The following is a 24,766-nucleotide window of genomic DNA, read 5'->3' as shown; positions in this document are numbered from 1 at the left end:
CGATTGGGGCGGAACGTCCCCCTTCATGATGCACAAGTACGGGCTGCAGGTGGCATACCGGCTGGCCGATCGCGGCTACCCCGAACTGATGGAGCAGTTCGCGCGCGGCTGGATGTTCCGGTTCGGGGAGGTCGGCGCAACCGCCGGCTATTATCCGAAGACGGCCGGCGGATTCGAAGTGGAATTCCCACCTGCCAATGTGTGGACGTCAACGAAGAACGCCATGGATTGGTGGCAGGCGAATACCGGCAGCGATTTCTGGCCGCGCCGGGAGACGTGGGACGGTGCGGAAGGCGCGATCGTCACACTGACGGCCGAAGGGTTCGAAATGCTGCAGGACCTCGTCGATCGCGGCAAGCTCGACCCGGTTCCGGGGCTGGACGATGCGGCGGCGAAGAACCTCGCCACCGTCAAGCGGGCGAAGAATATCGGCCAGGGGCAGAACGACGCCCGCTTCGCCGTCGTGCCCTGGACGGACGTACAGCGCTAATCAGCTGAGGGCCGGCCGCGCGGGTGTGTCCCGCCCGGCCGGCCGATTGATCGTCTCTATGATCCAGGCGAACAGCCGTTCCCGTTCACCGGGGCCGGAAAAGGCATGATCCGCCGCATGCGTGTCGACTGGCAGCATGCGGCCCGGGCCCCTGCGAAACGCCTGCGCGGTCCGGTCGCGGTCCGACAACAGAATGTGCGGCGGCGCCGGAAGTCCTGCCATGCGCTGCTGGATTTCCGCTGCCAGAGCATTGCGTTCATTCGTCGGCGGCGAGGCCTGCCGCGTCGAAAGGAGACTGCGAAGCGCGGGCAGCGGGTTGACCCGTCCGGTCAGGATGCGCTTCCAGCTTTCCGGTTGGAGCAGACGGCGGCGATAATGAGCGCGGGTTTCCTCCGGCGCCATCGCCGCGCCCTCATCCTGATCGATCGCCCAGGGATTGAGGAGGATCAGCCTGTCCACCGCACTCCGCGTAAGCAGCAGGGCGGTCGCCCCATCGCACAGACCGATTCCGACGACCGTGCGAAGATGCGGCTGTGCATTGCGAAAGGCCGCGGCCGCTGCCGCGATGTCGGGCGCTGCGCTGCGAAACCCCGCGTCGTCGCCGCCACTGTCGCCGAGGCCGCTTCGGTCGAATCGGTATGAGGGGATGCCGGCGTCTGCCAGGGCCAGGGAGAGGGCGAGGAACAGACGGTGCGGACCCGCGCGCGTTTGCGCGCCCCCGGGGAGAACGAGAGCGCCGGTGTCGCCCCCCGCTTCGTGCAGCCATCCCGTCAGCGCCTCGCCGGCACTGTAGGTGACAAGCGGTGTCATACCGCTAGATCTTCGGCGATGGACGCGGCGACGGCATTCGCGGTCTCCAGCGCGCGAACGGGATCGGCCTGCCGCCAGAACAGCGGCCCCGCCACCTCTCCGGCTCCGCTGCCGATGGACAGCGACGATGTCGCGGCCGGTGCCGAGGCGTCGGCAAGAGCCCGCGCGGCGATCGGCGTGACGTCATAGCCGGCGAGACGAACCGTCCGGCCGTTCGCCCATGCGCGTTCGGCGTCATGACGGGAAAAGCTGCCGCCGGTTCGTTCACGCTCACCGAGGGCATGCGTTCGCAGGAGGTCCGCAAGCAGGCGTTCACCCCTGGAGACGGGCGCGATCGCGATATGGTCGGTGCCGGTGGGAAGAAGCAGATTTCCGCCGCGCATGGTCACGAACCGAGCGGGGTGCGTCTGCGCATCTGCGAACGCCAGCAGCGCGGCGGCTGCCTCTGCCATGTCGAAGGGGGCCGCCGAGGGAAAGTCGCCCGTGCCGGGCAGGTCGGGCAGGGCGGTGCCGACGTTTTGGTCGGCAAGCGCCGAACCCACATCGGCAAGGAAGCGCCGGCAGCGGTTCTGCTCCTCGAACAGCGGCTGCACCAAAATGACAAGCGTGCCGCTGGCTGGTCCGCGGCGCAGAACGGGCAGCGTCCACGTCCCGACCTGCTCCATAGCCAGGCGAAAGGGCGGAGGCTCGAAAGGAGCTTTCAGCCGGGAACCTTCGCACGGACAAAATCGGTGAGGGCGCCGAACGTGGCGAACATGTCCCCGTCGACCTCATCGTCGTCGATAAGGATATCGAGCCTGTCCTCAAGCTCGGTCAGGATGCCGGCGACCGCCATGCTGTCGAGTTCCGGCATCGCGCCGAACAGTTCCGTATCCCGCTCAATCGCCTTGGTACGCTCTGGCGGCAGCGACAGAACGTCGGCAAGCACGCTGCGGACACGGTCTTCAACCTCTTGCGAAACCGGGGGTGAGAGCGGGGACGTGGACATGACCGATCAATCGCAACTTTCACTATTCTTTCGCGCACGGAGGTCCGCGTTCTTGCCGTTCATTCATCGAACGAGGGCACCGTAAGTTTCACAGCTTCGCGACATTCGCAGCTTTGACAAGGCGCGGCTTATACTGTGAGGGGCGCCGGGTGCAACGATTTGGGGTGATCGCGTTTGCCACAGGCTCGTCTCGGGATTGGCGGAACCGCTTCCTATGCGGCCGGCCGGCTGGCGGCGATATTGCCCGGCGTGCGGTATCATCGTTATCGCCTGATCGCAGTGCCGCTTTCCGGCATGCCGTCCATGCCGCGCGGCTACACCGTGGTGACCGCGGAAAACTTCCAGCTCGATGGCCGAATCGACGCAAATGCGGCGATCATGGCCTATCGGCGGGCGCAAGAAGCCGATGCTCTTGCCGCGGTTCACAAGGACGAGATTGTCGGGGTCACATGGTTGACTGCTCGCCCGTTCGCTGAAGACGAGGTGCGGGCGCTTTGGGTGCCGCCGGACGGCATGGCCTGGGACACGGGCATGTGGGTTCGGCCTGACCGGCGTTTGTCGCGGGCCTTTTCAGCGCTATGGGCTGGAACGGCGGATTGGCTGCGGCAAAGGGGGCTCCACGGTAGCGCCAGCCGGATTGCGGATTACAATCTCGGCTCTCTGGCTCCGCATTCGCGGATGGATGCTCGCAGCCTGGGCACGGTGACGTTCGCGGGCGTGGGCGGACTTCAAGTGGCGACAAGGGGCTGCCCGCGCTTCACATGGGCGGGTGTGACGAGAATCGAAACAGGAGCGCGGTCCTGATGCGTGTGGATGAACTTCATCTGGGGAGCCGGGGGGGCGACACCGCGCTGATCGCCGGCGAGCGGCATATGGATTATGCCGATCTGGAAAGGCAGGTCGCCGCGCTTGCCGCTGCGCTTGCGGACCGCTTGCAGCCGGGCGACCGGGCTGCGGTCTGGGCGCCGAAACGGATCGAGACCGTCGTTTCCCTGCTGGCGATCATGCGGGCGGGCGGCATTGCCATACCCATCAATCCCGTCCTGAAGGCACCGCAGGCGGAGCATATTCTGCGCGATTCGGGCGCGGTGCTGCTGATGGGCGATGCGTCCAGGCTGAACACGCTTTCGGTGCCGATCCCCTCCGTCGTGTTCGGCGAGGATTGGGATGCGATGGCGGCCCAGCATCCGAGCGGGTCCGCACAGCGCGTCCGCCGCCGCGCCGACCTCGCCATGATTCTCTATACATCCGGCAGTACGGGCCGCCCCAAGGGGGTGATGCTCAGCCATGAGAATCTCTGTCTCGGTGCCGAAAGCGTCGCGGCCTATCTGGGTACGCAGGCCGAAGACCGCATTCTGGTGCCGCTGCCCTTGTCGTTCGATTACGGGCTGAATCAGGTGCTGACCGCGTTTCGTCAGGGCGCGCGTGCGGTCCTCATCGACTATCTTTTGCCGCGAGACGTGGAAAAGGCCGTGGCGTCGCATCGGATCACGCAGTTGCCCGGCGTTCCTCCATTGTGGATGCAGCTCGATGCGCTGAGTTGGGACAATGGAGCGGGCGACAGCCTGCGAACCCTGACGAATACCGGCGGGCACATGCCGGAGCGTCTGACCCGCGCATTTGTGGCGCGCTTTCCCCAGGCTCGGCTGTTCCTGATGTACGGTCTGACGGAGGCGTTCCGCTCCGCCTATCTGCCGCCCGATCTCGCCCTTTCGAAACCGCACTCGATCGGCAGCGCCATTCCCAATGCCGAACTGTTCGTGCTGCGCGCCGACGGCACCGAGGCCGCGCCCGACGAGGTGGGAGAGTTGGTGCATTGCGGTCCGCTGGTCGCGCAAGGCTATTGGAACGATCCGGAAAGGACGGCCGCTCGCTTTCGGCCGGCGCCGGCAATGTCCCGTTATGGGGGCATGGCGGTCTGGTCGGGCGACAGGATGCGGCGGGGCGCGGATTCCTACCTCTACTTCGAGGCGCGGGGCGACGACATGATCAAGGCCAGCGGCAATCGGGTCAGTCCGAACGAAATCGAGGAGGCGGCGCAGGCGACAGGGCTGGTTTCGGAGGCAGCGGCGTTCGGTGTTGCCGATGAACGCACCGGGCAGGCGATCCACCTGTTCGCGGCCGCCCCAGGCGGCACGGGGGGCGATACCGACTCCCTGCGCCGGGCCATGATGAAGGGCGCGCCCAGCTACATGATTCCCGCCACTGTCGAATGGCGGGAATCGCTGCCGCGAACGCCGAACGGCAAGATCGACCGCGTCGCGTTGAAACAGGAACTGGAGGTAGCGGTCGCATGATCCGGACCGGAAATGTGGAGGAGATGGCGGGGCAGGGCGGCATTGCCGACCCCCGGCTCGGCGGTCATTTCCGCGTGAACGCGGGCGGTGCGCTTCTTGTCGGCGGCCGAACGGCGGATGAATTGGTGTCGCAGGCTGGGGGAACGCCGCTCTTCGTCTACGACCGCGCCGTTATCGATGCGAAGATCGCCGCGCTGCGGGCCGCGATGCCCGGCAGCGTCGAGTTGCATTATGCCGTGAAGGCGAACCCCTATGCGCCGCTGCTCGCGCATGTCGCCCGGCAGGTCGACGGGCTTGACGTGGCATCTGGTGGCGAACTGGGCGAAGCGCTTGCCAGCGGCATGGATGCCCCCCGCATCAGCTTCGCCGGCCCCGGCAAGCGCGACGAGGAACTGGAGGCCGCGATCCGCGCCGGCGTCACGCTGAACATAGAAAGCGAGGGGGAACTGGAACGCACGGCATCGATTGCGCGGCAGATCGGGCGGACGCTCGCTGCCGCCGTGCGCGTCAATCCGCCGTTCGATCTGAAGGGGTCGGGCATGCGCATGGGTGGCGGCGCGAAGCCGTTCGGCGTCGATGCGGACCGGGTTCCCTCAATGCTGCGGCGCATCGGCGAACTGGGCGCCGACTTCCAAGGGTTCCACGTCTTCGCGGGCTCCCAGAATCTGAACGTGGACGCGATCGTCGAGGCGCAGACGCAAACTCTGGCGCTGGTGGCTGATCTCGCCCGCGCTGCGCCCGCGCCGCCGCCGGTCGTCAATATGGGCGGCGGTTTCGGTCTACCCTATTTTCCTGGCGAACGTCCGCTCGATATCGAACGTATCGGCAACACGCTTGGCGAAAGCCTTTCGGCGCGGCCGGATATCCTGCGGGATACGCGTTTCGTGCTGGAGCTGGGCCGCTACATCGTCGGCGATGGCGGCGTCTACCTGACGCGCGTCGTCGACCGGAAGGTCTCCGGGGGCGAAACATTTCTGATCACCGACGGGGGACTGCATCACCAGCTCGCCGCGAGCGGCAATTTCGGCACAGTGATTCGCCGCAATTATCCGCTTGTTCACGCAGCGCAGGCGGCTGCACCCGCGACGGAGCGGGTGAATGTGGTCGGCTGTCTGTGCACACCGCTCGACCGACTCGGGGAGAAGCTGATGCTGCCCCGGGCCGATGTTGGCGATCTTGTCGCTGTATTCATGGCGGGCGCCTATGGACGGACCGCCAGCCCGGAGCGGTTTTTGGGGCATCCGGCGCCGCGCGAAATACTTATTTAAATCGCGCAGGCTAGTAACGGCGGCGCAACGCGTTTTCATTTCCGCTGCTTTCCACTAGAGAGGCGCGCAGGAATGGTTCGGACGATCCGGGAGGAAAAAGATTATGTCGCTTAGACTTCGCGCTGTTGTGCTGACGGCCGCCGCAGCAACCGCGCTTGCCGCCTGCGCTGGTGGTACCTCCGGACTTCCCGAACTGCCGCCCGCAAAGGTGGTGAGCGACGAGGGGGCGCAGCCGGCGCAGGAATATGTGATCGGGCCGCTCGACCAGCTCGAAATCTTCGTCTGGCGCAATCCCGAACTGACGACATCCGTGACCGTGCGCCCCGATGGCCGCATCACGACCCCGTTGATCGATGATCTCGACGTTACCGGCAAGACGCCGTCCGAGCTGTCGAAGGAGATCGAAAGCAGGCTCGCCAATTATATTGCGGACCCGATCGTACAGGTGATCGTGTCCGGCTTTCAGGGCCCGCTGTCGAAGCAGGTGCGTGTGGTCGGACAGGCGACACGTCCGACGTCGCTGCCGTTCCGCGGCAACCTGACGCTGCTCGACATCATGGTGCAGGTGGGCGGCCTGACCGAATTCGCCGCCGGCAACCGCGCCCGGCTGATCCGTGTCGATCCGAATACGGGTGAGCAGACGGAATATGCACTGCGTATCGAGGACCTTCTGAAAGATGGCGACGTCTCGGCCAATGTGGGTATCCAGCCCGGCGACGTGATCATCATCCCGGAAAGCTTCCTCTGATCGTTCGCGCGATCGTCAGCACCCCATCAGCAATGAAGCCGCTCATCGCATGAAGACCTTGCAAGAAGAGATCATGACCACGCTCTATGGGGTGTGGCGCAAGCGCTGGTGGGCGGTGATCGCCGCATGGCTCGTCTGCCTGATCGGCTGGGCCTTCGTCGCCACGATTCCGAACAGTTACACGTCGAGCGCCCGTATCCTGGTCGACACCGGCTCGGTGCTGCAGAGTGAGATGGGGATTTCCGATACGGGGCGCAGCCTCAACGTCGTGCGCCAGACGCTGACGAGCCGCCTCAACCTCGAGAAGGTGCTTCGGCGCGCCGAACTGGATGTCGGTCTCGATTCCGATGCGGAGGTGGACCAGGCGATCCAGACGCTGTCGGACAATATTTCCCTGAACAGCCAGTCGGGCAATCTGTTCACGATCAGCTATACCGCCTCCGACCCTGAGCGGAGCGATACCGAAAACGCCAACCTGGCGCGGATCGTCGTCGACAATCTGCTGCAGATTTTCATGGAAGAGAACGTCACCTCCGACCGCGACGACATCAACGAGGCGATCCGCTTTTTCGAGGATCAGCTTGCGCAGCGCGAGCGGGAACTCGAGGCGGCCGAACAGCGCCGGGCCGAGTTCGAGGAACGATATCTCGGCCAGTTGTCCGGCAGCGGAAATCTTTCAGAGCGCCTGCGCGCGGCTCGTGACGAGCTTGCCGGCGTGGAGCTGGAACTGGCGCAGGCCCAGCGTAGCCTTGGCGCGCTGCAGTCGCAGATCGGGTCGACGCCCTCCACCATGGGCGGGGGCGGCGGCAAATATGCGGTGAACTCTCCCGCACGGGCGCGCGCGGAGGCCATGCAGCAGCAGATCAGCGATCTCTATGCGCAGGGGAAGCTCGACGATCATCCTGACGTCGTTCTCGCCAAGCGTCAGCTGGAGCGGCTTGAAGAGCAGGCGCGCCAGGAGGAGGCGGAAATGCAAGCGGAGGGCACGGGCGCGCCGGCACCGAGCTCGAATCCCGTCTATGTAAACCTGCGCTCCATGGTCTTCGACCGGCAATCGACCGTCGCGGCCCTCGCTGCGCGGCGGGATCGCCTGCGCAGCAACATCGCCGAGATCGAAGGCAATCTGGAGCAATCGCCGGGTATCTCCGCGGAGCAGGCGAAACTGAACCGCGATTACGGCGTGCTGAAGAGCCAATATGAGAATCTTCTGAAAAGCCGCGAGGAAATCCGCCTGCAAAGCGATGTGCAGACGCAGACGCAGCAAGTCCGTTTCAGCGTCGTCGATCCGCCGTCGCAGCCGCGCGAGCCGACGGCACCAAATCGACCCTTGTTCCTATCGGTTGTTTTCGTCGCTGGCGCCGGCATCGGCCTCGCCATCGCCTTTCTGACAAGCCAGCTGAACGGCGGGTTCATCACGGCAAACCAGCTTGAGGCGGAATATGAGACGCCCGTTCTGGGGTCGATCAGCGAGATCGTCGGCGATGACGAACGCTCCGCCAACCGTCTGCGCCTTGCCGGTATGCTGGTGCTGAGCTTTGGCCTGGTGGCGATTTGGGGCGCTCTCCTGTTATATGAACTCATCTAGGGACGCGGGTGACATGAGCGACAAAGACGAAAAGCCCAGCCGCATCTCGCTCCTGGAGCGGGCTGCCGCGCAGCTGTCGCGGGCGGAGGCGCAGCCGACCCCGGCCCTGCGCCGTGTGCCGAAGGAAACGCCGGTTGCCGCGCCGCAACCGGGCCCGCAGGCGGCGACTGATGCGACGGCTGATGGCGAGACGGACCGGATCGGCGCCGCGCCCTCGGCGCCGGTGCCCGTCGAGCCGAAGTCGAAGCGCAGCCGGCAGGGCATGATTGATCTGGCGGCGCTGCGGGATCTCGGCTATGTCGTGCCGGACAGCCCCGCGACCGCGACGGCGGAAGAATTCCGCATCGTCAAGCGCCAGCTTCTCATCAACGCGATGGCGGAGGGGCCGAACCGTATCGAGAACGGCAACCTCATCCTTGTCTGCTCGAGCCAGCCGAATGAGGGAAAGACGTTCTGCGCCACCAACCTTGCGCTTTCCATCGCGTCGGAGCGCGATCTGACGGTGCTCCTGGTCGATGCGGACTTTGCGAAGCCGGAAATTCTTTCGACGCTTGGACTTGAGGGCGGCAAGGGCCTGATCGACGTCGTGGCGGATCCGGAACTCGATCTCAGCGACTGTCTGATCCGTACGAATATCGAGAATCTGTCAGTGCTTCCCGCGGGCCGCCAGCATAATCTGACGACGGAATTGCTGGCGTCGGAGCGGATGGGGCGGATGATCGACGAGATTGCGGCGCGGTACCCGGACCGGATCATCATTTTCGATTCGCCGCCATGCCTTGCCTCGTCCTCGGCATCGGTTCTTGCGCTGCATGTCGGCCAGGTTCTGTTCGTCGTGGAGGCCGAGAACACGAAGGATGCGGTCGTGCGTGACGGTCTGCAGATGATGTCGGTTTGCGACAATGTCTCGATGCTTCTCAACAAGACGCGCTATGCGGGCGTCGGCCGGCGATTTGGGACCTATTATGGCTACGGCACTTAAAAAGGGGCGCGCGGCCCTTCTTCTGACGGCCGCTGGCTGTACGGCAAGCGCGGCGTTCGCGCAGGTCGAAACGCAGGGGGGCGTGCAGGTCAATCAGACCATCGCCCACTCCAATTTCCGCGGGGGTGAGACCGCCGGCTGGCTGGAGACGACGCTTTATGGTCAGGCGCGCTTCGACCTCCGGCGGCTGAAGGGGCAAGCCTCGGCCAATGTCAGCCGGCGTTTCGAGGAGTTCGGCGACCTTCCGCGCAACTATTCGGTGTCCGGCGTTGCCGACATCACCAGCGAACTGGTCGATGATACATTTTTCCTGCGTGCGGGCGCGAATGCCCAGGATGTGACCCGCGATACCCGGTTCGGGCTGGGCGGTCTGTCGGATTCCGTCAGCGCGAACTCCGTCCAGCTTTTCTCGCTCTACGCGGAACCCTCGATCCAGCAGCGGATCGGCAGCGAGGTGACCGCGAACGCCTCCTACCGCATTGGCGCACTGTTCAGCGACGACACTTACCGCGGCGGCGAGCTTCCCATCGGCGGGGGCGGGGGCGGCGGCCTCGGTGGCGGCGGCCTCAACCGTCTGGGCGCGCTGGGCGATTCCATCACCCAATCCGCGAATGGACGCCTGCAGTTCGGGAACGAGGCGCGCCGCCTGCGCACCGGTCTCATCGCCCGCTGGGTGCGTGAGGATATCGACCGGCTGGACCAGGAATACTCGTCCTATAATCTCGGTGCGACGGCCACCTACAGGGTCAGCCGCAAGCTGAGCCTGAACGCCGAGGGCGGTTATGAGGACATCGAGAATACCCAGTCCTCCATCCTGTTCGATCCCGATACGGGCCGTCCGGTTCTTGGAGACGACAACGATTTCATCGTCGATCCCGATCAGCCGCGCATTACCGCGTTCGAACGCGATGGCCCCTATGGCATTGTCGGATTTCGCTATACGCCGAGCCGGCGCACGGAACTCTCCGCGTTCGGCGGTTACCGGTTCGGCGGTACCAATTTCGGTGGTACGCTTAGCTATCGGCCCTCGCCCCGGGTCACGGTCAGCGGCAACGTCAATCGCGGGCTTACGAGCACCGCCCGTCAGCTGACGCAAGCACAGTTCGGCGGCATCGGCGTCACCCCGATCGATCCGGTGGATGGGGTCGATTATTCCGATCTTTGTCCGCTTGGCTTCGATCCGGTTCTTGGTCTTTGCTTCGGCGGCTTGGGAGGGCAGCCGATCACGTCCGCCACCTTCCGAAACACGAGCGCGCGGCTGAGTACGAGTTACAAGCAGGAGCGTTGGTCGGCGACCGGCTTCGTTTCCTATACGGATCGCGACTATCTGAATTCTCTGCAGTTGCAGGATGAGAACGCCGCGTCCTTGGAGGGGCGCAACGTCTCCACCGAATCCTATTCCGCAGGCATTCAGGGCGGATACGACCTGAACAGTGGCGAGGCGCTGACCGGCGGCCTTACCTATATCCACACCAGCCAGTTCCTTGGCGGCGGCAGCAACGATCAGGTCGTCGGTACGCTCGGCTATCGCAGAAACATAAATTCCGCCTTCTATGCCACCGCGAATGCGACCGCGGCGTTCCGCTTCGGCAGCACGGCGCTGTCCGGCTCAGACAATAGCTATCTGGGCTCGGTCGGCATCGGCTATCGCTTCTAAGGCCGGAGGACGGAGCCCCATGTACACGGATTTCTACAAGCTCACCGGCAAACCGTTCCAGCTGACGCCGGACCCGGATTTTTACGTCGATACGAAGACCCACCGCAAGGCGATGGCCTATCTGACCTATGGCCTGGCCCAGGCGGAGGGGTTCATCGTCGTGACCGGCGATATCGGCGCGGGCAAGACGACATTGGTGGCGCGCCTGCTACAGCAGAACGAGGATCGCCGTACACTGATCGGCAACGTTGTGACGTCGCAGGTCGATGGCAGCGATCTTCTGCGCCTCGCCGCCAGCGCCTTCGGTCTGCCGGCGGAGCGAGAGGACAAATCCTCCCTATTGGCACGGCTCGAGTCCATGCTGCGGACCAAGCACCGCGAGGGCGTGCGCGTCGTTCTTATCGTTGACGAGGCACAGAACCTGCCCTTCGACGCGCTGGAAGAACTGCGCATGCTGTCGAATTTTCAGGAGGGCGGGCAGCCGCTGATGCAGACGATCCTGCTCGGCCAGCCGGAATTTCGCGCCCGTCTCGCCGCGGCGCCCAACCTCGAGCAGCTTCGCCAGCGCACCATCGCCTCTCACCATCTGGAGCCCATGCGCGCGGACGAGGTGCAGAATTACGTCGAAAGCCGCCTCAATCGCTGTGGCTGGAAGAACGACCCGGCCTTCACGGACGATGCTTATCGCGAGATCTACGAGTGGAGCGGCGGTGTGCCCCGGCGGGTGAACAACTTGTCCGGCCGTATCCTGCTGTTCGGATCGCTGGAGGGTACGCACGAGATTACTGGCGACCTGGTCCGGGACGTCGTCTCCGACCTGGAAGAGGACGACGCGGTTCCGGAGCGGCACCGGGCGCTTGCCAATCAGGTCATGAACAATTCGCAGATGGGTACTGAGAGCGATGCGCTGGCAGAGCGTATCGAATCGGTGTCGCTGCGCACGGACAAGCATCAAAAGGTGCTGCAGCAGCTACTACATCTCGTCACCGACCTGTCGCAGCAGGTCGATGAGATGGCGGAACGGCTGGGGCAGGACGCGGAAGCGTGAGCGGGGCGGTCATCGCCAACACGCCGCGCAGGAACGGCCGCATCGTCAATGCGATGTCCGTCGACGTGGAGGAACATTTCCAGGTTGGCGCGTTCGAGCGGGTCATCGATCGGGCGGATTGGCCGGCAATGACGAGCCGGGTCGAGGCGAACACACGCCGCTGTTTGGACCTGTTCGAGGCGCACGGCGTGGCCGCGACCTTCTTCACGCTAGGCTGGGTCGCGGAACGCGCGCCGGCGCTGATGCGGGAGATCGTGGACCGTGGACATGAACTTGCCAGCCACGGTTATGCGCATGACCGGGTCCATACGTTCACACCCGAAGCGTTTCGGGCCGATCTGCGCCGCGCGAAGGGGCTGATCGAGGATGCTTCCGGCACGATCGTTCGCGGCTATCGTGCGCCGAGCTTCTCCATCGGACGGGAAAATGCCTGGGCGCTCGACGTGCTTGCGGAGGAGGGGTACGCCTATTCCTCGTCGGTCGCGCCGGTGCAGTCCGATCATTATGGTTGGCCGGACGCACCGCGCTTCCTGCATCGTCCCGTTGCCGGGTCCGAGCTGATCGAAATTCCGGTCAGCACGGTCGAATATGGCGGGCGGCGCATGGCCTGCGGCGGCGGCGGATATTTCCGGCTGTTTCCCTATCGCCTGTCGGCCTGGGCCATCGAGCGGTTGAACCATGTCGAGCGCCAGCCGGCGGTTTTCTATTTCCACCCGTGGGAGGTCGATCCCAACCAGCCTCGCATTCCAAACGCACCTCTGAAATCCCGCGTGCGGCACTATACGAATCTGGACATCATGGAGGCGAAGATCGCCAAGGTGCTGAAGCGTTTCGCCTGGGACCGCATGGACCGCATCTTCCTGCAAGAAGATTTGCAGGCGGCCGCGTGAGTGCTGGCGATGTCCGGATCGCGAACGATCCCGACGCCTACGACCGCTACGCGAGCGCGCATGCCGAGGCCTCGCCCTTTCACCGGCGGGCGTGGGGCGATGCCGTATCGGCGGCGTGCGGCCACCGGCAGCATCATCTCGTCGCGCTGCGCGGCGAGGTTCCGGTCGGCATTCTGCCCCTGACGGAAATTCGTTCGCTGGTCTTCGGAAAATCCCTCGTCTCGAACGGTTTCGCCGTCGAGGGTGGGCCGCTGGCCGAGGACGATGCGGCGCTAGGCGCGCTGGACGCCGCCGCCTGGGGAATTGCGGAGCGAGCCGGCGTAACCGCACTGGAATATCGCAGCGAAGATCCGCGCCATGAGGACTGGGCGAAGAAAAGGGAAACTTACGCCGGCTTCCGCCGCCCGCTGACGGCGAGCAGCGACGAGAATCTGAAGGCCATTCCCCGCAAGCAGCGGGCAGAGGTGCGTAAGGCGCTGAAGTCCGGAATGACCGTGGAAACCGGGCGCGATGCGCGCGCGCTGGCTCTGCACTACTACGTCTACAGTCGCAGCGTTCACAACCTGGGTACACCTGTCTTCCCGCGTGCCTTGTTTCGGGAGATGATCGCCCGGTTCGGCGGCGATGCAGACATATTGACCGTCTTTTCGGAGGGGGAGCCGGTTGCGTCCGTCCTCTCCCTTTACCATCGGGGAACGGTTTATCCCTATTGGGGTGGCGGAACATTCGCGGCACGGACGCTGAAGGCCAACGAATATATGTACTGGATGTTGATGGAGCACGCGGTATCGCGCGGCTGCACCGCCTTCGACTTCGGCCGCTCGAAGCTCGGCACCGGTGCCTATGCCTACAAGAAGAACTGGGGATTCGAGCCGCAGCCGCTGACCTACGAGTATCGACTCGCGCCTGGGGCGGACATGCCGGACCTCAATCCCATGAGTTCGAAATTTCGCCTGATGACGCAGGTTTGGCAGCGGCTTCCCCTGACGCTTGCCAATCGCATCGGACCTCTCGTCGCGCGCAATCTCGGCTGACGGCAGCGTCATGGACAAGCCGCATCTGCTGTTTCTGGCACACCGGATTCCCTATCCGCCTAATAAGGGCGACAAGATACGGTCCTTCAATATTCTCAGTCATTTGCGGCGCCACTTTCATGTGCATCTTGGCGCCTTCATCGATGACCCGGACGACTGGCAATATGAGGACACGCTGCGAGCCGTATGCGGCGAGGTTTGCCTGATCGAGCGTTCCGGCGCGGGCAAACTGCTTAGCGCGGCGCATGGCCTTCTCGATGACACTCCGCTCAGCGTCGCGCTCTGGTCCGATCCGCGCATGCGCAGCTTCGTGCAGCGCGTGATCGATCGGTACAATGTCCGCCACAGCTATGTCTTTTCGGGCCAGATGGCGGGATACATGATGCGACATCTGAGCTCACGCCGCATGTTCATCATGGATTTCGTGGACATGGATTCCGACAAGTTCACGCAATATGTGCGAACGAGTTCCTGGCCCATGAGACGTATCTACCAGCGGGAAGCCGTACGCCTTCGCCAGTTCGAGAAGCAGATCGCCCGAACCGCCGATGCCTGCCTGTTCGTCAGCGAGGACGAGGCTGCGCTGTTCCGCCGCCACGCCGGCTCCTATGGCCATACGGTCTATGCCCTTGAAAACGGCGTCGATCTGGAATTCTTCACCCCCCTGGAGGACGAAACGCCGGTCGGAGAGCGCCCGCCGCTGGGCCTCGTCTTCACAGGCGCCATGGATTACCGCCCGAATATCGAGGCCGCCGAATGGATGGTTGAGGACATCCTGCCGCGCGTGCGCGATGCCGTACCCGGCACCCATTTCACCATCGTGGGCTCCAACCCTTCGCGGCGTATCGAGGCGCTGGGCGGGCGGCCCGGAGTGACCGTTACGGGCCGGGTTCCGGACGTTCGTCCCTTCATTGCAGCGGCGGACGTCTCCGTTGCCCCCATCCGAACCGCGCGGGGTGTGCAGAACAAGGTTCTGGAGGCAATGGCCATGGGAAAGCCGGTGGTCGCCACCGATCAGGCTTATGCGGGTATCAGCGCAGAGGCGGGCAGGGACCTGATCGTGACCAGTGGAGCGGATGCCTTTGCCGCGGCCGTCGTCGATTTGGCAAAGGACGACGATGCCCGCAGGCGGATCGGTGAGGCCGCCCGCAAGCGCGTGGAAGAGTATTATAGCTGGGACCGCAAGATGGCCGTGCTAGATACGCTGATCGAACGGCATGACAGAGGGGCGGGGTGATCGCATGAATGTCCAGTCCGCGGTGAAACCGGAAGATGTCGATGCGCGCGCCGCAGCATCGGAAATGCAGCGCCTGAGTCCGGAGTGGCGTCTTTCACTGGCGGCATGGGGCGCTCTCGTTGCAGCGATTTTCCTGCTGCTGTGGCGGGATGTCGTCGACCTGGTCATGCTGTGGTGGGGCAATGCGACCTATCAGCACTGTCTGCTCGTTCCGCCGATCATCGCCTATCTGGTTTACTTACGGCGTCGAGAAGTCACGGCGCTGGTCCCGCGGCCCTTTTTGCCAGCGGCGCTCGTTCTTTTCGTCGGCGGCATCGGTTGGCTGCTGGGCGAGATCGCCGGAGTGGCTCTGGTTCGTCACACCGCCCTGATCGGGCTTCTGATGTTCAGCGTTCCGCTGGTTTTCGGTCTCACGGTCGCGCGTGGACTGCTGTTTCCGCTCTTCTACGCAATCTTCATGATCCCCTTCGGCGATCAGCTGATCCCCTGGCTGCAGATCGTAACGGCGAAGATGAGCATCGAACTGCTCGATCTGTTTCAGGTGCCGGCCTATATAGACGGTGTCTTCATCGAAATTCCGAACGGCAGCTTTCACGTGGCGGAGGCCTGCTCAGGTGCTCGTTTCCTGATCGCCATGATCGCGTTTTCGACTTTGGTCGCGCATCTTTGTTTCAAGAGCACGCTGCGCCGGATCACCTGCGTCGTCAGCGCAGTCGTGCTGGCCATCGTCGCGAATGGCATCCGCGCCTGGGGCACCATCTACATCGCATGGCATACCGATCCGTCATTCGCGCAGGGCGTGGACCATGTCGTCTACGGGTGGTTCTTTTTCGCGCTGATCATGATCATCGTCCTTGGGGTCGGCTGGTTCTTCTTCGACCGCCCCGCCGATGATCCGGCGTTCGACCCGGCACGGCTGCAGCCCTCACCGCCGCGGCTCGTCACACGCAAGGGCTTCGTCGCCGCCGCCGCTGCCGGCATCGCAGCCGTTATCGTAGCCCCCGCCTATACGTCCCTCGTCGTCGATCATGAGCCTGACGTGCGGATTGCGGCTGTTCTGGCGCCCGAGGTCGCGGGATGGACCAAGGTAGATGCCGCCGGATCGGGCTGGCAGCCGCACTACGACAATGCCACTGCCAGCGCGGCACAAACCTATGTCGATACGGCGGGACGGCGCGTGGATTTGTTCGTCGCGGTCTATGAGTTGCAGACCGAGGAGGCGGAAATGATCACCTATGGCAATGGCCTGATCGAGCCGGAGGGGGACTGGAGCTGGAGCCGCGACCTGGCGAATCCCGAGGGGGGACGTGCCATTCAGATCCAGCGCAGGCCCTGGACGCGCGACATATGGCAATATCTGCTGGTCGGCGATGTGGTGACCGGCAGCGATTATGAGGCGAAGCTGCAAACGCTGATGGCCCGGCTGACGAGCGGTCCGACGCTGGCGGGCGTCCTCGTGCTCAGCACCGAACGCACGGGCGGCGAGCAAGCCGGGAAGGCCGCGCTGCGTGATTTTCGTGCGGCGATGGGCGATCCCCAGACGGTGATCCGTAACGCCGCGATTGCCGAATAATGTGCGGACTGACCGGTATATTCGACCGGCGCGGCCGCCGGGAGGTTCCGCCGCAGGTTCTCGATGCGATGACGGACGCGCTTGCGCATCGCGGGCCGGATGGGCGCGGAACCATGAACGAGCCCGGCATCGCCCTTGGCCATCGCCGGCTGTCGATCATCGACGTCACGCGCGCAGGGCAGCCCATGGCGAGCGCGTGCGGCCGGTACGAGATCGTCTTCAACGGCGAAATCTATAATTTCCGCGAGGTCAGGGCAGAACTGGAGGCCGCAGGGCACAGCTTCCGGCTCGACAGCGATACGGAAGTCCTGATCGAGGGATACCGCGCCTGGGGACCTGCCATGCTGGCCCGCATGACGGGCATGTTCGCGGTGGCCATCTGGGACCGGGAGGAGCGCAGCCTGTTTCTGGCGCGCGACCGGTTCGGCGTGAAGCCGCTCTACATTGCCGACTTGCCGGACGGCCGTGTTCTGTTCGGATCGGAACTGAAGGCGCTGCTGCCCTGGCCGGACCTGCCGCGCCGGATCGATCCCCGTGCGGTCGAGGACTATTTCGCCTATGGCTACGTCCCCGACGACAAGTGCATTCTGGCCGGCATTCGGCAATTGCCGCCGGCGCATTATGTGCTGCTGTCGGAGGGGGCCGAGGTAAAGCCGGTACGCTACTGGAACCTGACCTATGGCCGGGGCAATGACCGGTCGCCCGGCGCGCTGGCGAAGGAGCTGGACGAGCGGTTGGAAGCTGCCGTCGGCTCTCGCCTGGTCGCCGATGTGGAGGTGGCCGCCTTTCTGTCCGGCGGCGTCGATTCCTCGGCGGTTGTTGCGATGATGGCGCGGCGGGCCGGGTCCGACTTCAAAACGCTTTCCATCGGATTCGACAGCCGCGGTTATGATGAGACCGAATATGCACGGGCGGTGGCCGCACGCTATGGTACGGACCATCACGAGCGGCGGGTCACAGCAGACGATTACGAACTGATCGGAACGCTCGGCCGCGCCTTCGACGAACCCTTCGCGGATGCCTCGGCCATCCCGACTTACCGTGTATGCGAACTGGCGCGCGAACATGTGAAGGTGGCACTCTCCGGCGACGGCGCCGACGAGGCGATGGCCGGCTATCGCCGCTATCGGCTGTTCATGAATGAGGAGCGCGCGCGCGCATTGCTGCCTTCGGCAGCGCGCCGCGCCCTCTTCGGCATGCTGGGTGCGGCCTGGCCGAAAATGGACTGGGCGCCGCGATATCTGCGTGCAAAGTCCACCTTTCAGGCGCTCGGCATGGACAGCGCGGAAGCCTACTACCATGCCGTGTCGGTCACGGGCGATGATGTGCGGGCACGATTGTTCTCGCCCGACATGAAGCGCAGCTTGGCCGGCTACCGCGCGGCCGATCTCTACACGGACACGTTCCGTGCCGCGCCGGCCGAATCGACGCTTGGCGCAGCGCAATATACCGATATCCGCTGGTATCTGCCGGGCGATATCATGACGAAGGTCGATCGCATGTCGATGGCCAATAGCCTCGAAGCGCGCGAGCCCCTGCTGGACCATGACCTCGTCGCATGGATGGCGCAATTGCCGCCGGGCATGCGCCTGAAAGACGGCTCGGGGAAATGGCTGTTGAAGGAGGCGGTACGCCCGTTGCTCCCGCAAAATATCCTCGATCGGCCCAAAATGGGTTTTGTCGTCCCTATCGAAAAATGGTTTCGGGGTGCCCTCTCCGGACGGGCGGCCGGGCTTTCCAAGGGCTCCCGCGTTGCTGCAACCGGTTGGTTCGACATGGATCGTTTTCAGCGCATGGCTGCCGATCATAAGCGCGGTGCATCCGATCACAGCAGATTGCTGTGGCAGATGGTCATGCTTGAAGAATCACTCGTTCATTTAAGCGCCGGCTGAAGCGCGCTATTCCGTCTGTTCCGCAGCGGAAGCCCTGTCACCATTCCCCAGCGTTTCGTCAGCGGCGCCTTCGCCCCCCGGCCCAGTCGGCTCGTCGCTGTCGATCTCGGCCGCGCCTCCTGCGTCCTGTGCCGCGCGGTGTGCACGGGCGATCGCCGCCAGCGCAGCAGGTGAAAGATCATTGTCCTCCGGATCGATTCCCATCTCGATGAGTGCGCGGTCGTCGGTGCGGGGGACATATTCGCCGCTGCTGCGTTCGGCTTCCTGGGCGGAGCCGGAAACCACGTTGCTGCTGCGCAGCGAATCATATGCGAACAAAAACCCCGCGCCGAGCAGCAATATACCGACGGCAAGGGCAATGAGCAGCCCGTTGGGAGGCGGCGTCGAACGCGAACCGGGGCGCTGCATGACCATCGATATTACCTACAATCTTAACCAGGCAAGTGCCGGAATTTATTACAATCGGCGGCTCAATGTTCACGCTTGCAAGTCTTGAGCCACGATCAAATCTTTTTGCGTTTTCTGAATCCTAGCGTTTCGTCAAATTCGTTCCTAGCGCCGAAGTGTCAAGAATTCCGATATTCAGCCGGATAGCTTGCGCTTACGAAGTAGAGGCCGTCGGGCGGGGCATTAAAGCCCAAGGCCTGGCGATCTTTCGCGTCAAGGGCTGCTTTCATATCGCTGGGTTGCCAGCGGCCGTCACCAACCATGGCGAGGCAGCCGGTAATCGAACGAATTTGATGGTGCAGGAAGGAAGGGGCCTCGGCGCGGACGATCACCCGATCGTCGTTACGTGAAACGGAGAGGCTGCTCATCGTTTTTACCGGGCTTTCCGCCTGGCAATGCACGCTGCGGAACGTGGTGAAGTCGTGTCTCCCGACGAGATGCGCGGCCGCTTCGGCCATGGCCGCCTCATCGAGGGGCTTTGCGATGCGCCATTCGCGCCCCTCTGTCAGCGTCAGGCGCGCGCGCCGGTTGCGGATTACATAGCGATAGGATCGGCCGCAGCAGGAAAAGCGCGCGTGAAAGCGCTCGTCAACAATGCGGCAGTCGACAATGGCGATGGGATGCGGCCGCAGACGTGCATTCAGCGCTTCCGACAGACGAAACGGTGTCATGGCTTTTTCAATGTCGACATGCGCTACCTGACCAAGAGCATGGACGCCGGCATCCGTCCGTCCGCTGCCGTAGACTGTGGGAACATGCCCTGTGATCTGTCCGAGCGTGTCCTCGATGGCGGCCTGCACCGAGGGACCGTGCGCCTGCCGCTGCCAGCCCATGAACGGGCGGCCGTCATATTCGATGGTCAGTCTGTAGCGGGGCATGGTGCGATCCGGTCCGGCAAGGCGAACCCGTTCAGGAAATCCCTCATCCCCATCGGTCGTTTTCCGGGGCGCTGCACCAGACGAAGGCGCAGAACGCCCTCTCCGCAGGCAATGGCTTTCCCATCGTCCAGGACGGTTCCGGGGTCGCCGTTGCCATCGGCGGCCTCGGCTTCCAGCACCTTGATACGGTCTCCGGCGGCAGAAAAGAAGGCGCCTGGTGCGGGATTGAACGCTCTGACGGCGCGTTCGAGTTGCGTGGCGGGACGGGTGAAATCCAGCGCGGCTTCCGCCTTTTCGATCTTTCGGGCGTATGTCACGCCCTCCTCGGGCTGAATCTCCGCCGTCGGCATGGCGCCGGACAGCGCCTGCACGGCCAGTTCGGCGCCGACCTGCGCCAGTTCACCGGTCAGCATTCCGGCGGTCTTGTCCGCCATCTCGACCTGGCGCGTCAGCAGCATCGGCCCGGTATCGAGCCCGGCTTCCATCTGCATCAGTGTCACGCCCGTCACCGTGTCGCCGGCCAGAATAGCGCGCTGGATCGGCGCGGCGCCCCGCCAGCGCGGCAGCAGTGAGGCATGGATGTTGATACATCCGCGGCGCGGTGCGCTGAGGATCGCTGGTGGCAGAATCAAGCCGTAAGCAGCCACGACCGCGATGTCCGCATTCAGCTCCTCGAACGCCGCCTGCGTTTCCGCTGTCCTCAAGGATTCCGGATGCCGCACCGGAATGCCGAGTGTCTCGGCAGCCTCGTGGACGGCGCTTTTTTGCAGCGATTTCCCGCGCTTCGCGGCACGCGGCGGCTGCGTATAGGCGGCGACGATCTCGTGACCGGCGGCCGCGAGGGCACGGAGGGCGGGGACGGCAAAGGGCGGCGTGCCCATATAGATGATGCGCATGGCTGCGGCGTAGGTCGCGGCGTCTTTTCCCGCAAGGCCGCAGCGCCTACATCGGACCGATGTCTTCCCCCGAAATCGAAGCGCTGGTGCAGTCCCTCTCTCGCCTGCCAGGCCTGGGGCCGCGATCCGCACGGCGGGCCGTCCTGCACTTGCTGAAGCGCCGGGAATCCACTCTGCAGCCACTGATGAAGGCGCTCGAGGCGGTTGATACGCGCATGACGGAATGCGGGACCTGCGGAAATATCGATACCAGCGACCCCTGCCAAATCTGCACCGACCCCCGGCGCGACGATGCGCTGCTGGCGGTCGTGGAGGATGTCGCGGACCTTTGGGCGATGGACCGCGCCCGGCTATTTTCGGGGCGCTATCACGTGCTTGGCGGACGGCTCAGCGCGCTCGACGGCATCGGGCCGGACGATCTTACCATTGCCCAGCTCGTGGCGCGCGTACGCGCCGGCGGCGTGACGGAGGTTGTTCTGGCGATGAACGCGACGATGGAGGGCCAGACGACGCTGCACTATATCGCCGAGCAGTTGCAGGATGCCGGCGTCTCCATCTCGACGCTCGCGCACGGCGTTCCGGTCGGCGGAGAGCTCGATTATCTGGACGAGGGCACCATCGCCCAGGCCCTTCGCGCGCGCCGCATCCTGTGACCCGCCCCGTTGCGACGCGGGCGGCCGACGACTACATAGGCTCCCATGGCCATTCTACCGATTATCGAGACGCCGGACCCGCGGCTTAAGCAGGTATCAGAACCCGTTGCGGCGTTGACGGACGAACATCGCCGTCTGATGGATGACATGCTGGAGACGATGTACGATGCGCCCGGCATCGGCCTCGCCGCCATTCAGGTGGGACAGCCCGTGCGGATCCTCGTCATCGACTTGCAGGAAATGCCCGAGGGCGTGGAGGACGACGGCACCAACGAGGATTTGCGGGTTCGCAGGCCGCTCTATTTCGTGAATCCGGAGTTCCTGGAAGTGTCCGAGGAGGTCACCACTTATAATGAGGGGTGCCTGTCGGTGCCGGACCAATATGCGGAGGTCGACCGGCCGAGTTGGGTTCGTGCCCGATGGCTGGATTATGACGGCAACCCGCATGAGGAGAAGATCGACGGGTTTCTCGCGACGGTCCTGCAGCATGAGATGGATCATCTGGAGGGCATCCTGTTCATCGATCATCTGTCGAAGCTGAAGCGGGATATGGTCCTGAAGAAGCTGAACAAGATGCGCCGCGCGGCCGCCTGACGACCTTTGGCCGGGGGCGAATCAAGCCTTCGGCAGTATGATAGCGGCGCTCAGGCCGCCCTCGCTCCTGTTCGAAAGATCGAGGCGCCCACCATGGGCGGATGCTACCTGCCGCGCGATGGCAAGGCCAAGGCCGCTGCCGCCCGTTTGCCGGTTGCGCGAGCTCTCCAGACGGACGAAGGGGTCCGCCGCGCGCTCCAGATCCGCTTTGCCGATGCCCGGCCCGTCGTCCTGCACGGCGATACGTATTTCATCCCTTTCCTGCGTGACGAGAATGCGTGCACTGCCGCCGTAGAGAACAGCATTGTCGATCAGGTTGCGAAGCGCGCGTCGAAGCGAGGCGGTGTTGGCGCGCACGAAGATATCGTCCGCCACCGTGCCTTCGACACTGACGTCGCGACCGGTGCGGCGCTGCTCGGCGGCGAGATCGTCGACGAGCTGGCTGAGGGCGAGGGGCGATATGTCGGGGTCGGCGCGGCCCGCGCGGGCGAGCAGCAGAATATCCTCCAGGTCCCCGTGCATATCCTCGATGGACGCGATCATGGCCTGCCTTTCGTCATCATCCTCCACGGCTTCAGCGCGGATACGCAGCGATGCCAGCGGCGTGCGCAAATCGTGACCGATTGCGCCCAGCATCTGGTCCTTTTCCGCCATCATGGCCGCGATTCTCGCGCGCATGGCGTTGAACTCCTCGGTCAGGGCGCGGATGTCCGCAGCGCCCTCCGGTGTCAGCGGCGCGCTATCCGAACGTCCACGAAATGTGCGCGCGGCGCCGGACAGGCGTTTGAGCGTTCGCCCGGAACGCCGCGCAAACAGCATCAGGGGCAGCAGTGTGACGGCGAAGATGATGAGTGTTTGAAGAACGAGGCGCGCAGCGAGCGGTCCCGCCGGTAGCGGTGCGCGTGCGCGGGTCACGACCCACTCTTCCGAATCGAAGCTCGCGGCCGCTATCAGGACATGCTCTTCGCGCCCGTGCCGTTCCCATCTTCGTACGAAAGCGCGTACGCCGCGCGCCGGCGCGCCCGCGGCCTGCAAACGCTCTGCAATGCTCGCTTCGATCCGGGGCAGGCGCCGTTCGCCCGGCCGCGTTTCAGGCGGCTGGGGGCGGGGCTGGCGCAAGCGCTCCCGCCGGTGGCGTTCGCCGGCAAATCCGGCGCGGCCGCTTTCCATCAGGAGCCGCACCGCGGCGGGCTCCACCGAGCGACTTTCCGCGAGCGCCCGCGTTTCGCGTAGCAGAAGCGCGAAGTTGACCGCTTGCGCGGCAAATAGCGCTGCGGCCACGATGAGGACCAGCTGCGCTGTCAGGCTGAGGTCGCGGAACCGCTTCATTCCCGGCGTCACAATCGCTTCACGGCGGGGGTGAAGACATAACCGGCGCCGTGGACGGTCTTCACGATCTGGGGATTGGCGGGATCGCGTTCGATCTTTCGGCGCAGGCGGCTGACGCTGTTGTCTATGGCGCGGTCGAAGGGGGCGGCCTCGCGGCCCTGAGTCAGGTCCAGGAGCTGATCCCGATTGAGGACATGGCCCGGCCGCCGCAGCAGTTCACGCAGCAGACGGAACTCCCCGGTCGACAGGGCGATGTCTTCGCCGGCCGCATTCAGCAGGCGGCGCTCATCGACCTTCAATACAAAATCGGCAAAGGCGTAGGCTTCGCCGTCCTCGGCCAAGGCCGGCGGCATGTTCCCGGCGCGGCGGAGGATCGCCTTGATGCGTGCGAGAAGCTCTCTCGGATTGAACGGCTTCGTCAGATAATCGTCGGCACCAATCTCCAGTCCCACGATCTTGTCGGTGTCATCGGACATGGCCGTCAGCATGATGATGGGCAGATCGCCGCTTGCACGGATGAACCGCGCCAGGCTCAACCCGTCCTCACCGGGCATCATGATATCGAGAAGCGCCAGATCGATGGCGTGGTCGGGCAGCAACGCGCGCGCCTCGGCGGCGTTTGCGGCAAGCGACACACGATAGCCATGCTTCTTCAGGAACGCTGCCAGCGGTTCCCGAATGGAACGCTCATCCTCGACAAGGAGCAAGTGGACGCCTTGCGACGGGGCCTGCATCGACTGTCCTCTCCTTACGATCCCCCGAAACGAGGAGGAATGGGAAAGGCCGGTTTTGACAAACCTTCCCCATTCTGGGCAAGACGGCGGGGGATCAGTCCGCCTTGCGTTTCTGCCAGCGGGCCTTCATGGCCGCGCGCGCTGCTTCGTGCTCGGCCTTGGTCACGGTGCCGTCGCCATTCGTATCCATCCGCTGGAATCTCTCGACGGCCGGGGCTTCGATCTCCGCCAGCGTGATGCTGCCGTCGCTGTTCGCGTCGAGCTTGCCGCGCAGTCCGCGCTCGCCGCGATGCGGGCGATCACCGCGCTCCGGGCGTTCGGGCCTTTCGATGCCGCGCTCGGCCATCTTCGCCTTGCGGGCCTCCCAGCGTTCCTTGCGCGCCTCATGCAGGGCTGCCCGTTCCGCCTCGTCCACCTTGCCATCGGCGTTGGCATCCATTTTCTGAAAGCGGTTGGCGATGCCGGCGCGCAATTCGGCCAGCGTCAGATTGCCGTCCTCGTTCACATCGCCGGGAAGACCGCGCATTGCATGTCTGCCATGGCCATGCGTCTCCGCGGATGGCTGGGTGGGCTGCTGGGCCAGCGTCGGCGCTGTCATCAACAGGCCAGCGGCAGTGGAAACGATCAGGGCTCGGGTCTTCATAGGGTCCTCCGTATATCGGCGGTCAAGGAACCGCTCATAACCGCCTTTATGCTCCCCTTCTGTCGCAGGGGTTTGTCGGCACGGAGGATTTTT

General features: G+C 64.4%; 25 protein-coding genes. 16 read left to right on the top strand and 9 right to left on the bottom strand.

Annotation, left to right across the window (positions count from 1 at the left end):
* Positions 1-490, top strand: a 490-nt coding sequence (locus C725_RS10165) for a hypothetical protein (RefSeq protein WP_207790062.1), incomplete at its 5' end; no start/stop codon positions are given.
* Here the strand turns inward: C725_RS10165 and C725_RS10160 are convergent.
* The 3 genes from C725_RS10160 to C725_RS10150 are packed head-to-tail and all read right to left on the bottom strand — an operon-like array spanning position 491 to position 2,288.
* Positions 491-1,300 (bottom strand): hydrolase 1, exosortase A system-associated, encoded by an 810-nt coding sequence (locus C725_RS10160; protein WP_008602603.1) that lies wholly within the window; start codon positions 1,298-1,300, stop codon positions 491-493.
* Positions 1,297-1,965 (bottom strand): alpha/beta hydrolase family protein, encoded by a 669-nt coding sequence (locus tag C725_RS15410; RefSeq protein ID WP_008602602.1) that lies wholly within the window; start codon positions 1,963-1,965, stop codon positions 1,297-1,299. The genes C725_RS10160 and C725_RS15410 overlap by 4 nt, the downstream gene beginning before the upstream one ends.
* Positions 1,966-2,000: 35 nt before the next feature.
* Positions 2,001-2,288, bottom strand: a complete 288-nt coding sequence (locus tag C725_RS10150; protein WP_038282795.1) for an acyl carrier protein — start codon at positions 2,286-2,288, stop codon at positions 2,001-2,003.
* Between the two features lie 174 nt (positions 2,289-2,462).
* On the opposite strand from C725_RS10150, the gene C725_RS15405 reads away from it, so the two are divergent.
* From C725_RS15405 to C725_RS10085, 13 genes are all read left to right on the top strand, one after another.
* Complete coding sequence (locus tag C725_RS15405) at positions 2,463-3,092, top strand: hypothetical protein (protein WP_008602597.1); 630 nt, start codon at positions 2,463-2,465, stop codon at positions 3,090-3,092.
* Positions 3,092-4,585 carry an acyl-CoA ligase (AMP-forming), exosortase A system-associated gene (locus C725_RS10140; RefSeq protein WP_008602595.1) on the top strand — a complete coding sequence of 498 codons (1,494 nt, stop codon included), beginning with the start codon at positions 3,092-3,094 and terminating at the stop codon, positions 4,583-4,585. Before C725_RS15405 ends, C725_RS10140 begins: the two co-directional genes overlap by 1 nt.
* On the top strand, positions 4,582-5,853 hold the full coding sequence (locus C725_RS10135; RefSeq protein WP_008602593.1) for a pyridoxal-dependent decarboxylase, exosortase A system-associated: 1,272 nt from the start codon (positions 4,582-4,584) through the stop codon (positions 5,851-5,853). The genes C725_RS10140 and C725_RS10135 overlap by 4 nt, the downstream gene beginning before the upstream one ends.
* A gap of 103 nt (positions 5,854-5,956) precedes the next feature.
* Positions 5,957-6,601, top strand: a complete 645-nt coding sequence (locus C725_RS10130) for an XrtA/PEP-CTERM system exopolysaccharide export protein (RefSeq protein WP_008602591.1) — start codon at positions 5,957-5,959, stop codon at positions 6,599-6,601.
* Positions 6,602-6,674: 73 nt separating this feature from the next.
* Complete coding sequence (locus tag C725_RS10125) at positions 6,675-8,186, top strand: XrtA system polysaccharide chain length determinant (RefSeq protein WP_160165724.1); 1,512 nt, start codon at positions 6,675-6,677, stop codon at positions 8,184-8,186.
* A 13-nt stretch (positions 8,187-8,199) separates the two neighbouring features.
* Entirely contained in the window at positions 8,200-9,168 is a 969-nt protein-coding gene (locus C725_RS10120) for an XrtA-associated tyrosine autokinase (RefSeq protein ID WP_008602587.1), read from the top strand.
* Positions 9,152-10,825, top strand: a complete 1,674-nt coding sequence (locus C725_RS10115) for a porin family protein (RefSeq protein ID WP_008602584.1) — start codon at positions 9,152-9,154, stop codon at positions 10,823-10,825. The genes C725_RS10120 and C725_RS10115 overlap by 17 nt, the downstream gene beginning before the upstream one ends.
* A 19-nt stretch (positions 10,826-10,844) precedes the next feature.
* Positions 10,845-11,873, top strand: coding sequence for an XrtA/PEP-CTERM system-associated ATPase (locus tag C725_RS10110; RefSeq protein WP_008602582.1), 1,029 nt, complete (start codon positions 10,845-10,847; stop codon positions 11,871-11,873).
* A 53-nt stretch (positions 11,874-11,926) separates the two neighbouring features.
* The gene (locus C725_RS10105) at positions 11,927-12,763 is read left to right on the top strand and encodes an XrtA system polysaccharide deacetylase (protein WP_184460254.1); all 837 of its coding nucleotides are present in this window, start codon (positions 11,927-11,929) and stop codon (positions 12,761-12,763) included.
* Positions 12,760-13,797 carry a FemAB family XrtA/PEP-CTERM system-associated protein gene (locus C725_RS10100; protein WP_008602579.1) on the top strand — a complete coding sequence of 346 codons (1,038 nt, stop codon included), beginning with the start codon at positions 12,760-12,762 and terminating at the stop codon, positions 13,795-13,797. Before C725_RS10105 ends, C725_RS10100 begins: the two co-directional genes overlap by 4 nt.
* 10 nt (positions 13,798-13,807) lie before the next feature.
* Entirely contained in the window at positions 13,808-15,034 is a 1,227-nt protein-coding gene (locus C725_RS10095) for a TIGR03087 family PEP-CTERM/XrtA system glycosyltransferase (RefSeq protein WP_008602578.1), read from the top strand.
* Between the two features lie 4 nt (positions 15,035-15,038).
* Positions 15,039-16,607, top strand: coding sequence for an exosortase A (gene xrtA, locus C725_RS10090; protein ID WP_008602576.1), 1,569 nt, complete (start codon positions 15,039-15,041; stop codon positions 16,605-16,607).
* On the top strand, positions 16,607-18,499 hold the full coding sequence (locus C725_RS10085; protein WP_008602574.1) for an XrtA/PEP-CTERM system amidotransferase: 1,893 nt from the start codon (positions 16,607-16,609) through the stop codon (positions 18,497-18,499). The genes xrtA and C725_RS10085 overlap by 1 nt, the downstream gene beginning before the upstream one ends.
* Positions 18,500-18,505: 6 nt before the next feature.
* Here C725_RS10085 and C725_RS10080 read toward each other — a convergent pair whose 3' ends face one another.
* The 3 genes from C725_RS10080 to fmt all read right to left on the bottom strand — a co-directional run bounded on the left by C725_RS10080 (position 18,506) and on the right by fmt (position 20,720).
* The gene (locus C725_RS10080; protein ID WP_008602573.1) at positions 18,506-18,913 is read right to left on the bottom strand and encodes a hypothetical protein; all 408 of its coding nucleotides are present in this window, start codon (positions 18,911-18,913) and stop codon (positions 18,506-18,508) included.
* 152 nt (positions 18,914-19,065) lie between these two features.
* On the bottom strand, positions 19,066-19,824 hold the full coding sequence (gene truA / locus C725_RS10075; protein ID WP_008602570.1) for a tRNA pseudouridine(38-40) synthase TruA: 759 nt from the start codon (positions 19,822-19,824) through the stop codon (positions 19,066-19,068).
* Positions 19,806-20,720 (bottom strand): methionyl-tRNA formyltransferase, encoded by a 915-nt coding sequence (gene fmt, locus C725_RS10070; protein ID WP_008602568.1) that lies wholly within the window; start codon positions 20,718-20,720, stop codon positions 19,806-19,808. Before fmt ends, truA begins: the two co-directional genes overlap by 19 nt.
* Positions 20,721-20,779: 59 nt before the next feature.
* Here fmt and recR point away from each other — a divergent pair, with 59 nt between their 5' ends.
* Positions 20,780-21,373, top strand: coding sequence for a recombination mediator RecR (recR, locus tag C725_RS10065; protein ID WP_038282788.1), 594 nt, complete (start codon positions 20,780-20,782; stop codon positions 21,371-21,373).
* Positions 21,374-21,418: 45 nt separating this feature from the next.
* Positions 21,419-21,967 (top strand): peptide deformylase, encoded by a 549-nt coding sequence (gene def / locus C725_RS10060; RefSeq protein ID WP_008602564.1) that lies wholly within the window; start codon positions 21,419-21,421, stop codon positions 21,965-21,967.
* 21 nt (positions 21,968-21,988) lie between these two features.
* Here the strand turns inward: def and C725_RS10055 are convergent, their stop codons facing one another.
* From C725_RS10055 to C725_RS10045, 3 genes are all read right to left on the bottom strand, one after another.
* Positions 21,989-23,296, bottom strand: a complete 1,308-nt coding sequence (locus C725_RS10055; RefSeq protein ID WP_038282787.1) for an ATP-binding protein — start codon at positions 23,294-23,296, stop codon at positions 21,989-21,991.
* A gap of 8 nt (positions 23,297-23,304) precedes the next feature.
* Complete coding sequence (locus C725_RS10050) at positions 23,305-24,030, bottom strand: response regulator (RefSeq protein ID WP_008602561.1); 726 nt, start codon at positions 24,028-24,030, stop codon at positions 23,305-23,307.
* A 94-nt stretch (positions 24,031-24,124) separates the two neighbouring features.
* Positions 24,125-24,673: an EF-hand domain-containing protein gene (locus tag C725_RS10045; RefSeq protein ID WP_008602559.1), complete on the bottom strand. Its 549-nt coding sequence runs from the start codon at positions 24,671-24,673 to the stop codon at positions 24,125-24,127.
* Positions 24,674-24,766 lie beyond the last annotated feature (93 nt).

The sequence above is a fragment of the Pacificimonas flava genome (genome assembly GCF_000342165.1).
GTDB classification, from domain to species: Bacteria; Pseudomonadota; Alphaproteobacteria; order Sphingomonadales; family Sphingomonadaceae; genus Pacificimonas; species Pacificimonas flava.
The sequence above is the reverse complement of the archived record's forward strand: the minus strand, read 5'-3'. Positions and strand labels throughout refer to the sequence as shown.

Excerpts from the sequence above, each read along its gene's own strand:
- C725_RS10160 (WP_008602603.1), bottom strand. The coding sequence starts at position 1,300 with ATGACACCGCTTGTCACCTACAGTGCCGGCGAGGCGCTGACGGGATGG.
- C725_RS15410 (WP_008602602.1), bottom strand. The coding sequence starts at position 1,965 with ATGGAGCAGGTCGGGACGTGGACGCTGCCCGTTCTGCGCCGCGGACCA.
- C725_RS10150 (WP_038282795.1), bottom strand. The coding sequence starts at position 2,288 with ATGTCCACGTCCCCGCTCTCACCCCCGGTTTCGCAAGAGGTTGAAGAC.
- C725_RS10140 (WP_008602595.1), top strand. The coding sequence starts at position 3,092 with ATGCGTGTGGATGAACTTCATCTGGGGAGCCGGGGGGGCGACACCGCG.
- C725_RS10135 (WP_008602593.1), top strand. The coding sequence starts at position 4,582 with ATGATCCGGACCGGAAATGTGGAGGAGATGGCGGGGCAGGGCGGCATT.
- C725_RS10130 (WP_008602591.1), top strand. The coding sequence starts at position 5,957 with ATGTCGCTTAGACTTCGCGCTGTTGTGCTGACGGCCGCCGCAGCAACC.
- C725_RS10125 (WP_160165724.1), top strand. The coding sequence starts at position 6,675 with ATGACCACGCTCTATGGGGTGTGGCGCAAGCGCTGGTGGGCGGTGATC.
- C725_RS10120 (WP_008602587.1), top strand. The coding sequence starts at position 8,200 with ATGAGCGACAAAGACGAAAAGCCCAGCCGCATCTCGCTCCTGGAGCGG.
- C725_RS10115 (WP_008602584.1), top strand. The coding sequence starts at position 9,152 with ATGGCTACGGCACTTAAAAAGGGGCGCGCGGCCCTTCTTCTGACGGCC.
- C725_RS10110 (WP_008602582.1), top strand. The coding sequence starts at position 10,845 with ATGTACACGGATTTCTACAAGCTCACCGGCAAACCGTTCCAGCTGACG.
- C725_RS10105 (WP_184460254.1), top strand. The coding sequence starts at position 11,927 with ATGTCCGTCGACGTGGAGGAACATTTCCAGGTTGGCGCGTTCGAGCGG.
- C725_RS10095 (WP_008602578.1), top strand. The coding sequence starts at position 13,808 with ATGGACAAGCCGCATCTGCTGTTTCTGGCACACCGGATTCCCTATCCG.
- xrtA (WP_008602576.1), top strand. The coding sequence starts at position 15,039 with ATGAATGTCCAGTCCGCGGTGAAACCGGAAGATGTCGATGCGCGCGCC.
- C725_RS10085 (WP_008602574.1), top strand. The coding sequence starts at position 16,607 with ATGTGCGGACTGACCGGTATATTCGACCGGCGCGGCCGCCGGGAGGTT.
- C725_RS10080 (WP_008602573.1), bottom strand. The coding sequence starts at position 18,913 with ATGGTCATGCAGCGCCCCGGTTCGCGTTCGACGCCGCCTCCCAACGGG.
- truA (WP_008602570.1), bottom strand. The coding sequence starts at position 19,824 with ATGCCCCGCTACAGACTGACCATCGAATATGACGGCCGCCCGTTCATG.
- fmt (WP_008602568.1), bottom strand. The coding sequence starts at position 20,720 with ATGCGCATCATCTATATGGGCACGCCGCCCTTTGCCGTCCCCGCCCTC.
- recR (WP_038282788.1), top strand. The coding sequence starts at position 20,780 with ATGTCTTCCCCCGAAATCGAAGCGCTGGTGCAGTCCCTCTCTCGCCTG.
- def (WP_008602564.1), top strand. The coding sequence starts at position 21,419 with ATGGCCATTCTACCGATTATCGAGACGCCGGACCCGCGGCTTAAGCAG.
- C725_RS10055 (WP_038282787.1), bottom strand. The coding sequence starts at position 23,296 with ATGAAGCGGTTCCGCGACCTCAGCCTGACAGCGCAGCTGGTCCTCATC.
- C725_RS10050 (WP_008602561.1), bottom strand. The coding sequence starts at position 24,030 with ATGCAGGCCCCGTCGCAAGGCGTCCACTTGCTCCTTGTCGAGGATGAG.
- C725_RS10045 (WP_008602559.1), bottom strand. The coding sequence starts at position 24,673 with ATGAAGACCCGAGCCCTGATCGTTTCCACTGCCGCTGGCCTGTTGATG.